The sequence below is a fragment of the Bacillus cereus group sp. BfR-BA-01350 genome (genome assembly GCF_022663775.1).
GTDB lineage: Bacteria > Bacillota > Bacilli > Bacillales > Bacillaceae_G > Bacillus_A > Bacillus_A paranthracis.
On the sequence record NZ_JAKUGD010000003.1, the window covers coordinates 457,554 to 472,662 of the forward strand.

Genomic DNA, 15,109 nt, shown 5'->3' on the forward strand with positions numbered 1-15,109 from the left:
ACTGATTTTTCACTTTATCTATAATCAACTTATAGATTTGGGTTATTAAGAACGTTCACGTGTACAGCTTGTGAACCAATTTCGCTTGTTAGAACATCTTTCTCACCTAATACTTTGAATACTAATGTACCTTTGTCAGTGTACTTAGTAGTTAAAGTATTGTAAATGTCTGGATTGAAGTTTGGAAGTACAGAATCACTTGTTTGAGACACTGTTACATGACCAAGCTCTTGATCGAATAAATCGAAGTGAGCATTACCATTTGTATCAAGGTAAAGTTTACCTTGGTTTTCACCAGACTTCACAACGCGTACTTTATGTTGTGTTTCTTTCGTTAAGTTAATACCTTTTACGATATCATCAAGGTTACTCTTCTCAAGCTCTAATACAGTACCGATGTTAATTTTCTTCTCAACGAAGTTTTCTGTTTGAACTGGTTTGAAGTTTACAGATTTAATAGCAATCTTCTCTTGAACGATTTCAATTGTCGCTTTACCAGCAGTTGCACCATTTTTCGTTAAGTGGATATCAACTTTACCTGGTTTTAAGCCTTTAACAACAACTTTATTTCCAACAATCTTAGCTTCAGCTACAGCTGGATTTTTAGATTCAACTACATAACCTTCTAAGTTTTCAGGATCAGAGTATACGCGATCTGAAGTGTACTTAGATAATTGATATGCAACTGTGTTAGAAACATTTAGGTCAAGTTTTGTATCAGGTGACGCACCGTATTGACCTACTTTAGATACAAGTTCAAAGTTTTTGAATGCAACGTTACCTTCTGTTACGTTCACATATAATGAACCTAAAGTTTCACCGTTAGCATTTTGGAAGTGAACAGTTCCTTCGCCCACGTCATTACCTGTAACACCAATTGTTTTTGTACCGATTGAACCAGAGTCAGTCGTTACTACATCTAATCCACCTTCTGCAACTACACCTGTTTTCGGAAGAACTTCTTTAATTGCAGTTGTGTTAGCACCAAATGGATCGCCATATTGGTCAGTTGTTACGAATGTAACAGGTAATGTTTTGTTTTGAACAACTTGTAATTTATCTGGGTTAGCTTTTACTGATACTAATTTACGAGAATCAGTTGTTACTTTAAATTTAACATCTTTTGTAACGTCGCCTACTTTAATAGTAAGTGTAGCTTCACCAGCAGCTTCAGCTGTAATGTAGTTGTTTACTACAGAGATAATACCGTGATTTGAAGATTTAATGCTAATTGAGTTTGGATCAACTACTTTATCTTCTCCAGCAATTGTAGCAACTACGTTATGGATTTGTGCTTTTTCACCAACAACTAATGTTTGGCTGTTTAGTTTGAAGTCTTTTCCAGTCAATTTATTACCGTATACTACACCGTTTTTATCTGCATCTACCGCAAATGCAGTACTCTTAATTGCAGAAGCTGGTGTATCAAGGTTTTTCACTGAAATAATACCAGTGTTAGAAACGGTTAAACCACCGCGTTTTGTAACTTGTACTTCTACTTTATAGTCACCGTGTGAAAGGCCAACACCAAGTTTACCTGTAGCAGAAGTTGCCTCTCCATTCTCAAAGATGTACGCTGGTGAACCATCTAAATTATTTGCTACAAATTTGACGTCATGGTCTGCTAAGTTTAAGTATTCAACATCAGCGTTACCTTTTTCGTCATTTAATTTGAAGGCAACTGCTTGACCAGCACGATCATCATCAAATGTAAGTTTTTCTACTTCTAATTTTTTCACTTCGTATACAAATTTCGTTACGAATGATTGATTTTTCACTTTTACAGTAAGGTTTTTATTTGGAGCAACTTTACCACCAAGTGTTACAGTTGCAGAAGTACCGTCAGCACTTGCTTCGATTGCAACAGCTTTGTCTCCTTCAAGAGTTACATCATCAGCAGAAAGTTTTTCTAAACCAGTACCTGTTAATGTTAATTTCGTTGGTTCTGAAACTTTCACATCCGTTACATACGCTTGTGCATTATCTTTTTTGCCATACTTTTTATCTGCTACTGCGATAAATTTAGCTGCTTCTGCACGAGATACAGATTTATCTGGCTCCCACTTATTTCCTCCTGTTCCTTCAGAAAGTCCAAGGTGGATTAGGATATTAGCTTTTTCTTCACCCCAATGATCTAATAAATCTTCAAATTTTGTAACTAACTCGCCGTTAACTTTATCTTTTAAGTTATAAGCACCTACGATCATAGAAGCGAAAGAAGCACGGTCAATCTTTTTATCTGGAGAGAAGTTTTCTTTTCCATCTCCTCTAACTACACCCGCTTTTTCAACCGCTGCAATGTATTTTGAAGCCCAGTGATTTTTAGCATCTTTGAAAGATGGTTGTGCACCCTCTTCAACTTTTAAGCCTAATGTAATTGCCATAATTTTTGCAGCAGAAGCACGATCAATATCTTCAGCTGGAGCGTATGTACCATCTGGCTTACCTTCGATTGCACCTTTATCTACTAAGTAATTGATAGAATCTAATCCCCAATGATCAGCTGGAACGTCTGGGAACGATTTACCTGCTGCTGCTACTGGAGAAACAACACCTGCTACCATTGCTGCTGTCATTGTACCTGCGATTACTTTTTTGTAAGAGTTAGTCTTTGCCATTTTATAAATTTCCTCCTTCAGGAATATGCTACTAGTTTCATATCATATTAAATTTGAAAACTAGCTAGATAAAAAAGCCATAAAACAATAAAAACATAAACAAAAACACTATTAATGAAAAGTAGTTCACATAAAAAATGATACAAACCGTTAGATGTAAATATAAGGTTTGAATACCATTTCCTGAAACAAGTTCATCATACTATACAAAACTATTCGTTATCAAGAACTTTATCAAAAGAAGATTCGACACATTCTGATAATTCAGCCTTTTCATCGTACTATTAGAATATCGATAATGTTTAAATATAAAAATGAATAAACTGTTTCCCTATAAACCACTCTCAATGCGCTTCGTATATTTTTCATATCGAATACACAATTGGAATTATAGCACATATTTCCACTTCATCACCTAAATATTTTTTACAAAAAATACAATTTTCAGACTATATTCGACTGAAACTATTTCATTTCGACATTATTTTCTTCTTTTCGAATGATTTTTTAACAAAAAAAGGTGTGAATTTACAAATAATTTACATATTAATGAGGTATTCTTCTATTTTTGAAAGCGCTTTTGATTTGTTTCTCAATAAAGCTAACTATTAATCTGCAAAATATAATTTATTTTTCAGAGCTCGTTTTATATAAAAAAAGAGCCCACATGTTGTGGGCTCTTTCTATTGAAATAAATTTCAATTAGCGAGTTGCTGTTACTGGTTTGAAAGCAACAAGTTTATTTTTATTAGCAGAAGTATCAGCTGTATTTAAAACTACTTTACCTTCAACTTCTTTAGCTTTAACTGTTACTGTACCAGTTGCTAAGTTAACATCTGCTGGAGCTGTTACTTTAAGAACTACGTCTTTAGAAGCTTCAGCTGTTTCATCAGCTTTTGTCGCAGTTAATACTACACCGTTTAGGTCAATTACAAAATCAGTTGCATCAACGTTTACAGCTTCAGAGAATGTTAAAGTGATTTCTTTAGCATCAACTTTTGTAATTTTAGCTGATTTGAATTCAGGAGCTTTTGTGTCTACAACATTTACTAATAAGTTTGTTGTACCCATTTTTACTCCGTCTTTATTTGCAACGTTAGCTACTGTGAATTTCACTGTTTCTGATTTTTCAAAAGTGAATGTTTCTGGTAATTCAATTGTTACTGATTTTCCATCAGCATTAACAACGATTAAAGTACCTTCTGGTAATTTAGCACCAGCTAAAGTGTAGTTGTTTACATTAGAAGCTGAGTCAGCGCCTTGGCCACCTTTTACTTCTTTATCAAATGTTACTGTAAACTTAGTTTTGCTATCTGCAACACGCTCAACTTTAGTTGCTTTTGGTGCTACTTCATCTTTTTTACCTTCTTCTTTTTTCTCTACAACTTTTACTTCTTTAGTAAATGCTGCAGATTCATTACCAGCTGTATCTTTTACAAATCCTTTTGTAGCAGCAACTTTATAGTTACCCTTTTCTTGGAATGTTAAAGTGATAGCTTTTTTATTATCCTCAACTGAAGCAACAGCTACTTCTTTAGTTACATCTTTACTTGTATCTAAATTAATTACACGAAGTTTTCCTTCTTGTGCATTTACTTCTTTATCGAAAGTAAATGTTGCTGCTTTATTTTCATCAGCTACAACTTTTACCAAGTTAGGAGCTACAACATCTTTTGTAACTTTTACTTCTTTAGTTACTTTATTACCTACGTTGTTAGCTGCATCTTTGTATCCAACAAATTCAACTTTAAGGTTTGCAGCTGTTTCTTTGTCCGTAAGGGCTCCTGGTACTGTAACAAGTGCTTTTGTAGTATCTTGATCAAGAGCAATTGTAGCACCCTCTACTACTTTATCACCTTTTTTAACTACTACTTTACCTTGTGCAGAAAGCTCTTCTGAGAATGTAACTTCTAATGTAGCTACACCATCAACAAGTTCTTTCACTTTAATATCTTTAACTTCTGGAGCTGTAACATCTTTTTCTACTTTGTAAGTAGCTTTACCTTCGTACATTTCCATTGTGTTACCAACTAAATCTTTAGCGCCAGTTACGATTACGTTAAATGCTTCACCGTTTTTAACTACAGATGCAACATCAGCTTTTGTTAATGTAACAGTATTCTCTTCAGGCGTAGCTGTGAATTCCTTACCGTTAATAACAACAGTAACTGCATCTTTGCTTAATTTTTCACTGAATACAACTTTAACATTTCCGTCTGGAGTAGATACTGTAGATACAGTTGGAGCTACTTCATCGTTAAAGAAGATTACTTCTAATGCTTTTGGAATGTCTTTTCCATCTACAGATTTAACATCTTTAACATGTGCAACATAAGCTTGTTTATTTACAAGTGCATTTTTTAATGTAATAGTTGCTGATTTTTTATCTTTGCTTAACTCAACTTTTTCAATATCAAGTTCTTTTGAACCTTCTACAACTGCAAAGTTTGCAGCAGTTACATCTTTAACTTCAGTACCGAACTTAACTTCGATCTCTTTAGCGTTGATTTCTTTAATAGACTCAACTTTAGCTTCTGCTTTTTGTCCGAACTGCATGTCAGTCTTAGCAATGAATTTAGCAGCTTCTGCACGAGTTACAGATTTATCTGGCTCCCAACCATTACCAGTACCATTAGTGATACCTAAAGCAACTAAGATGTTAGCATCTTTTTCACCCCAGTGATCTTTTAAATCAGAGAATTTAGTTTCTAATTCTCCGCTTACTTTATCTTCTAATTTGTATGCTTTTACAATCATTGATGCCATAGAAGCACGGTTAATTTGATTGCTTGGATTGAAGTTACCAGTTCCATCACCTTGAATTACACCAGCTTTTTCAACAGCTGCGATATATTTAGCAGCCCATGAATCTTGAGCATCTTTGAAAGATGGTTTTGCGCCATCTTTAACTTCTAAACCTAATGTAATTGCCATGATTTTCGCAGCAGAAGCACGATCGATTGCTTCAGTTGGAGCGAATGTTCCGTCTGGCTTACCTTCGATTGCTTTTTTTGCTACTAAATAATCAATGTATTCTGCACTCCAAGAACCAGGTTGAACGTCTGGGAATGTTTTACCTGCTGCTGCTACTGGAGATACAACACCTGCTACCATTGCTGCTGTCATTGTACCTGCGATTACTTTTTTGTAAGAGTTAGTCTTTGCCATTTTATATATTTCCTCCTTAGGAATGTAATACTAGTTACATAATGTTTTAAATAGATATTCTATTTGTTTTTGAAACTAGTAGATATAAATGTGGTTAAAGTATTCCTTGTACAGAATAATAGAATATCCCGTATTAAAGATATCATAAAGAAATCATACACTCTTTTCATCTAATTTAAAACCTTAAATTCGACAAAAAAGTGAATTTTCACAATTCGAAACGATCGTTTTTTCGACTTTTGTTTTAAAGAATCCAGATTGCAAAATCTGAATATTTTAAATGAATAGAAAAACGCGTCTGAATTACATTTATAACAATCTTCTTATAACCATTTACAACTATAACAGAAAAACGTTTCCAATTTCAATATTTGACTATAAAGATATTACGACATTAATCGACAACTTATTTTTCTATGATTCGACATTTTTATTACCATCAGATTTCCCAAAATTACCATACCTATTTTTTTATCATTTACTAAATAAAACGTTAAATACAAACATTCAATATATATTAATGTTAGGATTTTTAAACATACATCTTATCTCTCAAACTTCTTTCTTTATGAGCATACATTTACAATCACTTACGTAATTCGACATTTTTCTACAAATTCATTTTTTCTTTCGACATTTTCTTTTTCAAAAAATAAAAAAGAGGATGTCCTCTTAAATTAAGATCCCATTCCTCTTTTTTTGAACTCTTTTGAATTCAAGTCACTTATGATGTATCGAGACGCTGTTGAAATTTGCTCTCGTAATTCTTCTACTCTTTGTTCCAATGTTTCTTGTACATATTCTTTTTGTTCTAATTGCTTCGTTGCGACATTATACAAAGTTTCAGACGTCCAATCACCATCTACGTTTCCGATAATCGGCTGATTTACTTGTTGTAAAAATGAATCGATCTTTGGATCATATGAAATACCGACCATAGGAATATTAGCAACCGCAGATAGTATGAGTGCATGCAGTCTCATACCGATTAGAAGCGAACATTCCGACAAAATTGAAATTTTCTCATGAATATCGAGCTTATACGGAAGCATATGAGCTTCTTCTCCCATTAAATTAATAATATCGCGTGATGCATTTTGATCAAATGGTCCATGCATTGGTACGAATAAAATATGGTATCCATCACGCTTAAATTTTTTCAGCGTATCTGCTAGCTTCTTCATATAATCTTCTTTCGCGTCCCAATACCTCACACTAACTGCAATTACTTTCCCTTGAATCGCATGTTTTTGCAACCACTCCGACTTCATTCCTTCTGGTTGACATGCCAATACTGGATCTGGAACTAGTTCGATATCCTTCTTAATACCAATTTCTTTTAAATACAAAAATGAATCTTCATCACGAACTGATATATATTCCGCTTTTGATACTTGCCATTTCACTAATAAACGATTTTGTCTTTTCGTAATTGGACCAATTCCTTGCGCATAAATATAATACGGCTTCTTCAAAAAACGAGCAATTCGCATAATACCCGTATAGTACAAAATACTTTTAATACTCGTTTTATCTTGAAGGAGGCTTCCTCCTCCGCTAATTAAGCCATTACTTCTCTTTATTTCCTTATAAATTGCTCTTATATCCCAGCGATTTACTGCCTCTACACCGTACATTTTTCTTGTATAGTCGGGGTCATTCGAAAGTACAACAAGCTCAAGAGTAGGATCCTCTTCATGTAGCGCTTTAATAATTGATTGCAAAATTGCTTCGTCCCCAACATTATAAAAACCATAATATCCTGATAAAACTAACCGCACTCTTAATCTCCTCCAACATTTCGCAATCAACTTTTTGTCATTCAACAAATCGCTATCAACTCTTTAATAAGAAAAGTTGGATAACTTTAAATTGATTTCTTTCCCAAACATATAAATAGCCATACTCATTTATGGATAAATTTACTTACGTAAAAATGGAATTTGCTTTTTGGATATCCAGTTCAACTTTAATGCGCATATGCCATATATAAACAAGGCCACACAAAACGCTACACCGCTATATATTATTGCAATAAGTCTAGAATCTACCACATTTATGAACGTAGATGTGAAATATAATCCTATACCTACTATACTCGATACTCCAATTACAGCAAAAAATCTACCCATTCGAATCGAATAAGCCAATTCTTTTCGAATGTATATATAATTTACGATACAAATCATGATATATATGATAAGTGTACTATAAGCCGCACCAGTTATGCCAAATTGACTTACAAGTACTATATTTAATATGACTTTTACAAAACTCGCTCCAACAACTATCCACGCCGCTTGCTTAGAACGGTTAATTCCTTGCAAAATTCCTATTGATAATACCATAAGTGATGTGAAATACGAACTACCAATTAAAATAGCTAACATTCCGCTCCCTTTCGCATCTGTAAACAATCCAACATTTAACGGGACTGCAAGTGCCATGAGCCAGATTGTTATCGGCGTTGTTAAAACATGGGCAAGCTCATTTGTTCGTTCAATTGTTTGTTTTGCTAACGCTACATCCTTCTTTGTTAATGCAGCCGTTAACAACGGGATTAACGGAAATACCATCGCACTTGCAAACACGACAATTAATTGTGTAAACGCAAATCCACGACTATATATACCAAATTGTTCTTGAATCGTTGTAGTGGATTCATGCAACATATGTGGAATCGTTACAGAATCAACTAAATTTAACACCGGCATCGATAATGCTCCAACTGCAATTGGAATCGAGACCTGAAGTATCTTTTTTGCATTATCTTTAAAATCTTGTAGTGAATATGTATTACTTTTATAACGATATATACTTTTTACATACTTCATTCTCAAATAGATAAGTGACGTAATTACTCCAAGGCAAGAACCAATCATTGCGCCGCCTGTTACAACATCACTCTCTTTATTCCAATATACAAATAAAAATGCAATTGCTAACATAAAGAAAACACGAATGAACTGCTCAATTACTTGTGACACCCCGGTAGGAATCATATCTCCAAAACCTTGGAAATATCCTCGATATACCGCCATATATGGTGCGATTAATAACGCAAACGAAGTTACGATTAATGGAAGTCTTGTATCTTGTCCACCAAGCATATTTGCAAACATACTTGATCCAATCATAATAACTGAAAATCCAAGCACTCCAAATATTACTCCAATAATAGATGCTGAAGTAAATAGTTTGGCAATTCCGTTCTCGTCATTCTTCTCATGAAGTTCAGCGATTAATTTTGATATAGCTAGCGGTACTCCCGCTACTGATAAAGTTAAAGCTATCATATACACAGGAAAAACAAGGCGAAAAATCCCCAGTACTTCATCTCCTGCTATATTTTGTAATGGGATTTGAAAAAAACTTCCCAACACTTTCGATAGAAACGTTGTAATCGTTAAAATCGCAGCGCCTTTCACAAACTTATTATTCATCTTCTAGCTCTTTTCTTTCAATATATAATTTCCATACATATTACAACATAAAACGAGATAGCTATATTCTTCTCTTTTTTGAAAAATTTCACTTTATCTCATTTAGCTATCATACCAAATTTCTTATATATTGAATACTCTCTTTCTTGCTAGGGTTTAAATATAGTGGGTGCAATAACTTCTTATTTCTATCCAGTTTTTTCTTCAATTTACTACTTCTACTTATTCGGGATAAACATGTGCTATAATGTAGCTATTGTCAGTAAGAGGAGTGTTTACAACATGCTGAATTCGGTAAAAAAGCTGTTAGGAGATTCTCAGAAGAGAAAACTAAAAAAGTATGAACAACTTGTTCAAGGAATTAATAATCTGGAAGAAAAACTATCTGATTTATCTGATGAAGAATTGCGTCATAAAACGATCACATTTAAAAACATGCTTCGTGACGGAAAAACAGTGGATGATATAAAAGTTGAAGCGTTCGCTGTTGTACGTGAAGCAGCAAAACGTGTACTTGGATTACGTCACTACGATGTACAGTTAATTGGTGGCCTTGTACTATTAGAAGGTAATATTGCAGAGATGCCAACTGGTGAAGGAAAAACATTAGTTTCTTCTCTTCCAACATACGTACGTGCTCTTGAAGGAAAAGGCGTTCACGTTATTACTGTAAACGACTATTTAGCAAAACGAGATAAAGAATTAATTGGCCAAGTTCATGAATTTCTAGGTTTAAAGGTTGGATTAAATATTCCTCAAATCGATCCTGCCGAAAAGAAACTTGCTTACGAAGCTGATATTACATACGGTATTGGAACAGAATTTGGCTTTGACTATCTACGTGATAATATGGCCTCTTCAAAAAATGAACAGGTACAACGTCCTTATCATTTTGCTATTATTGATGAGATTGATAGCGTTTTAATTGACGAAGCAAAGACACCTCTTATTATCGCTGGTAAAAAATCAAGCAGCTCTGATTTACACTATTTATGTGCAAAAGTTATTAAATCATTCCAGGATACTCTTCATTACACATACGATGCAGAATCGAAATCTGCTAGTTTTACAGAAGACGGTATTACAAAAATAGAAGATTTATTTGATATCGATAACCTATATGATTTGGAACATCAAACTTTATATCATTATATGATTCAAGCATTACGAGCTCATGTCGCTTTCCAATGTGATGTTGACTATATTGTACACGATGAAAAAATTCTACTTGTAGATATTTTCACGGGTCGTGTTATGGATGGTCGCTCTTTAAGTGACGGTTTACACCAAGCTCTTGAAGCAAAAGAAGGCTTAGAAATCACTGAAGAAAATCAAACACAAGCATCCATTACAATTCAAAACTTCTTCCGTATGTATCCAGCACTATCCGGTATGACAGGTACAGCAAAAACGGAAGAAAAAGAATTTAACCGTGTATATAATATGGAAGTTATGCCGATTCCGACAAATCGTCCGATTATTCGTGAAGACAAAAAGGACGTCGTATACGCAACAGCCGATGCTAAATATAAAGCTGTACGTGAAGATGTTCTAAAACACAATAAACAAGGACGCCCGATTTTAATTGGGACAATGTCTATTTTACAATCAGAAACCGTTGCTCGTTACTTAGATGAAGCAAATATTACATATCAATTATTAAATGCAAAAAGCGCAGAACAAGAAGCTGATTTAATCGCAACTGCTGGACAAAAAGGTCAAATTACAATTGCGACGAATATGGCCGGACGAGGTACTGATATTTTACTAGGTGAGGGTGTTCACGAACTTGGTGGATTACATGTAATCGGGACAGAACGCCATGAATCGCGACGCGTTGACAATCAGCTAAAAGGTCGTGCTGGTCGCCAAGGTGACCCAGGTAGCTCTCAATTCTTCCTTTCTTTAGAAGATGAAATGCTAAAACGTTTCGCACAAGAAGAAGTCGAGAAATTAACGAAATCACTGAAAACAGATGAAACAGGACTTATTCTAACTTCTAAAGTCCATGATTTTGTAAACCGTACACAATTAATTTGTGAAGGTAGCCATTTCTCCATGCGTGAGTACAATTTAAAGTTAGACGATGTAATAAATGACCAACGTAACGTTATTTATAAATTACGTAATAGCTTATTACAAGAAGATACAAATATGATTGAAATTATTATTCCAATGATTGATCATGCTGTAGAAGCCATTTCTAAGCAATATCTTGTAGAAGGTATGCTTCCGGAAGAATGGGATTTTGCTAGTTTAACAGCAAGTCTAAACGAAATTTTATCAGTAGAAAATATGCCATCATTATCAGCAAATAATGTACATTCACCGGAAGATTTACAATCCGTTTTGAAAGAAACATTATCTCTTTATAAAGAGCGCGTAAATGAGCTAGATAGCCATACTGATTTACAACAGTCGCTACGATATGTTGCCCTTCATTTCCTAGATCAGAACTGGGTCAATCACTTAGATGCAATGACCCACTTAAAAGAAGGCATCGGACTAAGACAATATCAACAAGAAGACCCTACTCGTCTTTATCAAAAAGAAGCTTTAGATATCTTTTTATACACATATGGTAATTTCGAAAAAGAAATGTGCCGCTATGTTGCAAGACATTTAGGTATTCCTGAAAACGTACAATAACGAGGTGAAAGATTATGTTATCATTCCTAAAAAAAGCTAAGAAAAAAGGAAAAGATACGACTGTCTCTAGTAATCAACTATTCGGACAAGAAAGCACAAATACTGAAAATAAAACTGTAAAACCAACGCTTTACTTCCACCCTAGCTGGGGTGCAGTAGAACAAGAACAAAAATACATTTATCAATTTTTACATAAAGAACTACCACGTTTAGAAGAATATCAAATTTCTTTATCTGGAATTGAGATTGAAAAGCGTGATAACGGTTATGACGTAGCTGTATTTATTCGCAGCACTGTTCCGAAACCAATTTCTTTCGAAGAAGTTACATTAATTCTTCTAAATAAAGAGAAAAAATTATGCGCGCGCAAAACATTCAACCTTTCTGCATTAGGAGATATTCCTGCAAATGTAAATATGCCGTTTATCTTTACATTTGAGCAAGAAACAATTACAGATGCTGAATTATCGCAAACGGATTGGGAATTAGCGTTCGAACTTGAAAGTAAGCATGTATTAAATTTAGATCCATCTTGGGAAGCTCAGTTACCTGAAGCAAGCAAAGAAGCTTTACGTAATTTCGTAGACAATTTAACACCTCCAAATGATGGTGAAATTAACTTCCTAGGTCTGCAAGCTGCACGAAAAGAAAACGGCGATTTACATACAACGCTTCTTATTCGTAACGGTTGTAAAGACAACATTCAACTAGAGCAACTTCCACTTCATATTGAAGATGCCACAGGTGCAGTTGTTGTTAAAGGCGCTTTCACATTACCGAACCTTGAAATTAAAGCGAACACTACAAAACCGTGGTCATTTGTCTTCCCTGCTTCATCTATATTAAAAGAAGATATGGATCTATCTTCTTGGAAAGCACTTGTACCACAAGACTAATCATAGAGATAGAGAGGCTCGCCTCTCTTACTTTTTTTCATACAAAAAGCCTGCTCAAAAAGATGGTCATCACACCTCTTTGGACAGGCTTTTTCTTTATGTAAAATTTATTTCGTTACGAATAAACGTTCAATATGATATTCAGCTTCTAATTTGCACATTTCATCTGCATGTTTTACTTTATTTCTTTTTAATTGCTCCACTTGTTCTTCGCTCGGTTTTTCATTAATAAGCTCGTTAATTTTTTCATTTACTTTCATTGCTAACGCTTGATGGAAATCTGGATGTCCTTTCAACTCGTCATCTACTTTATTAATCCAAGTTGATTTTGTGTATAAATACTGTTTCCACTGTTCAACAAATTGTTGCATATCAAACTTTTCTTCGTTCCATTCAATTTCTTTCATATACTTCTCAAAAGAAACAACAATTGAGCGTGTAATCCCAATCTTCACTCCGTGTGGTAACTGTTTGTACATCAATTATTCCCTCCAGCTTAAAGCTCTTCCTTCTGACAAAAAAGGAATCTCAAAATTCATATACATTACTATAATATCACATACCTAATCTAGAATGTTACTATACTGCTAAGAGGAATAAATGTCAACAGACTCATAATATCTTGATATACAGATGTTACAAACAACAAAAACACCCTTATATAAGGGTGTTTCTTCATATAGTTTCCGTTTTTACAAATAGTAATTTATCTTTCTGCTCATTACTCGCCATCACTACTAACGTCTTTTTAATATGAGCAGGTACTTGCTCTAGCATTACACTCAATCCCGACTTATCCGACTGCTCAATGAAATTCAATAACGCCATAGCTCCTGATACATCCATATAGCGGGCATCTTTCATACGTAAAATAATAGGTGACTTCACATCTTGTAAAGTAGTAAAAATACGATCTACTGATAGGAAAGAGAGCGGTCCCTGAATCGTATACGTCGCTTCCTTTTCTTTCACAATAGAAGCTTTACGTTCTTTACATTTCACCATATATATAATGAACGAAAGAATAATTCCGAATGCAACAGCAATCATTAAATCAAACTTCACTGTGACAACCATCGTTACGAGCATAACAATGACATCACCTTTTGGCGCTACATGCATTTTCTTCATGCTTTCCCAATCAAACATGCCAATACCAGTTAAAATTAAAATACCTGATAATACAGCGAGCGGAATGTATTGTACGACTGATCCAAGTCCCATAATGAAAATAAATAATATAACACTATGCATACTTGCTGAAAGCGCCGTTTTACCGCCACTTCTTATATTCACGATAGACCGTACAGTCGCACCTGCCCCTGCTAATCCGCCAAACAATCCGCTCACCATATTACCGATACCTTGTCCGACCAGTTCTTTATTACTTTTATGACGCGTACCCGTCACATTATCCATTACGACCGATGTTAACAACGAGTCAATCGATCCTAATAAAGCAATACTAAGCGCTGGTAAAACAAGTTCTGCTACGCCTGTTCCACTTAAAGATGGAATATGAAGCGTCGGCATCGCTTCTGGAATCGTCCCAATCTTTTCAATTACTTTATTTAATGACAGATTTCCGATAACTGGTAACTTCACTGTAAGCCCTTCTAAAGCAGAAGAAAATAAAGGAAGCATAGCTGTCACACCTACTAATGCGACTAAACTAGATGGGATTGCCTTAATCCACTTTCCGGAAACAATCATGACAATAATCGTTAATACGACGAGTAGAAAACTATTTTGCACATGTTTCATTTCACCTAAAATAATAATTAATGCGATACCGTTCATAAATCCTGAAACGACAGGATACGGAATGTAACGCACATAAGAGCCAAGCTTACATACACCGAATAAAATTTGAAACAGTCCCGCCATCATAAATGCTATAAAACTCGCCTCTAATCCGTGCGTCGCAATAACCCCTGTTGCGATAACCGTAATTGGTCCAGTTGGCCCTGTAACCTGCCCAGGTGTACCACCAAATAACGCCGCGAATAAACCTGCAAAAATTGCACCATACAATCCGACTAGTGCTCCCTCAGATGTTCCCGTTGCAGCAATACCAAATGCAATGGCAAGTGGCAACGCAACAATTGCAACAGTAAAACCAGCTAAACATTCCTTTGCTATTTTTTGAAACATATAAATAACCACCTTCACATTAAGTCCACGTTCCATTGTACACCTAAAAAGATACATTCGTTAGTCCACTTTTTACAGTATCGTGACGTAAACGCATTCAATTACAAGTACCTATCGCATCTTTGGAAACCATTATAACTGTGCTATAATGGATAAATTAAATCTTTTATTATATATTTGG

8 protein-coding genes are annotated in these 15,109 nt (G+C 34.7%); 2 read left to right on the forward strand and 6 right to left on the reverse strand.

The features are described from left to right. Window positions 1-29: 29 nt before the first annotated feature. From MR147_RS10110 to MR147_RS10125, 4 genes are all read right to left on the reverse strand, one after another. On the reverse strand, window positions 30-2,618 hold the full coding sequence (locus MR147_RS10110) for an S-layer homology domain-containing protein (RefSeq protein WP_074607467.1): 2,589 nt from the start codon (window positions 2,616-2,618) through the stop codon (window positions 30-32). A 702-nt stretch (window positions 2,619-3,320) separates the two neighbouring features. Next, window positions 3,321-5,786, reverse strand: a complete 2,466-nt coding sequence (locus MR147_RS10115) for an S-layer homology domain-containing protein (RefSeq protein ID WP_074607465.1) — start codon at window positions 5,784-5,786, stop codon at window positions 3,321-3,323. A gap of 677 nt (window positions 5,787-6,463) precedes the next feature. Then, window positions 6,464-7,567, reverse strand: coding sequence for a polysaccharide pyruvyl transferase CsaB (gene csaB, locus MR147_RS10120; RefSeq protein ID WP_001241608.1), 1,104 nt, complete (start codon window positions 7,565-7,567; stop codon window positions 6,464-6,466). A 141-nt stretch (window positions 7,568-7,708) separates the two neighbouring features. Then, window positions 7,709-9,229, reverse strand: coding sequence for a putative polysaccharide biosynthesis protein (locus MR147_RS10125; RefSeq protein WP_001060186.1), 1,521 nt, complete (start codon window positions 9,227-9,229; stop codon window positions 7,709-7,711). Window positions 9,230-9,511: 282 nt separating this feature from the next. On the opposite strand from MR147_RS10125, the gene secA2 reads away from it, so the two are divergent. Together secA2 and MR147_RS10135 are read left to right on the forward strand one after the other, a co-directional pair. Continuing rightward, on the forward strand, window positions 9,512-11,878 hold the full coding sequence (secA2, locus tag MR147_RS10130; protein WP_242304056.1) for an accessory Sec system translocase SecA2: 2,367 nt from the start codon (window positions 9,512-9,514) through the stop codon (window positions 11,876-11,878). 14 nt (window positions 11,879-11,892) lie between these two features. Beyond that, complete coding sequence (locus tag MR147_RS10135; protein WP_242304057.1) at window positions 11,893-12,774, forward strand: accessory Sec system S-layer assembly protein; 882 nt, start codon at window positions 11,893-11,895, stop codon at window positions 12,772-12,774. A gap of 107 nt (window positions 12,775-12,881) precedes the next feature. Here MR147_RS10135 and MR147_RS10140 read toward each other — a convergent pair whose 3' ends face one another. Further along, window positions 12,882-13,253, reverse strand: coding sequence for a hypothetical protein (locus MR147_RS10140; protein WP_000278023.1), 372 nt, complete (start codon window positions 13,251-13,253; stop codon window positions 12,882-12,884). Window positions 13,254-13,449: 196 nt separating this feature from the next. Next, a complete protein-coding gene (locus MR147_RS10145; RefSeq protein ID WP_242304096.1) occupies window positions 13,450-14,964 on the reverse strand; it encodes a SulP family inorganic anion transporter in 1,515 nt (504 codons plus the stop codon). Window positions 14,965-15,109 lie beyond the last annotated feature (145 nt).

Bases quoted from the DNA above. Each gene is read 5' to 3' on its own strand.
- MR147_RS10110 (WP_074607467.1), bottom strand. From the start codon at position 2,618: ATGGCAAAGACTAACTCTTACAAAAAAGTAATCGCAGGTACAATGACA.
- MR147_RS10115 (WP_074607465.1), bottom strand. From the start codon at position 5,786: ATGGCAAAGACTAACTCTTACAAAAAAGTAATCGCAGGTACAATGACA.
- MR147_RS10125 (WP_001060186.1), bottom strand. From the start codon at position 9,229: ATGAATAATAAGTTTGTGAAAGGCGCTGCGATTTTAACGATTACAACG.
- secA2 (WP_242304056.1), top strand. From the start codon at position 9,512: ATGCTGAATTCGGTAAAAAAGCTGTTAGGAGATTCTCAGAAGAGAAAA.
- MR147_RS10135 (WP_242304057.1), top strand. From the start codon at position 11,893: ATGTTATCATTCCTAAAAAAAGCTAAGAAAAAAGGAAAAGATACGACT.
- MR147_RS10140 (WP_000278023.1), bottom strand. From the start codon at position 13,253: ATGTACAAACAGTTACCACACGGAGTGAAGATTGGGATTACACGCTCA.
- MR147_RS10145 (WP_242304096.1), bottom strand. From the start codon at position 14,964: ATGGAACGTGGACTTAATGTGAAGGTGGTTATTTATATGTTTCAAAAA.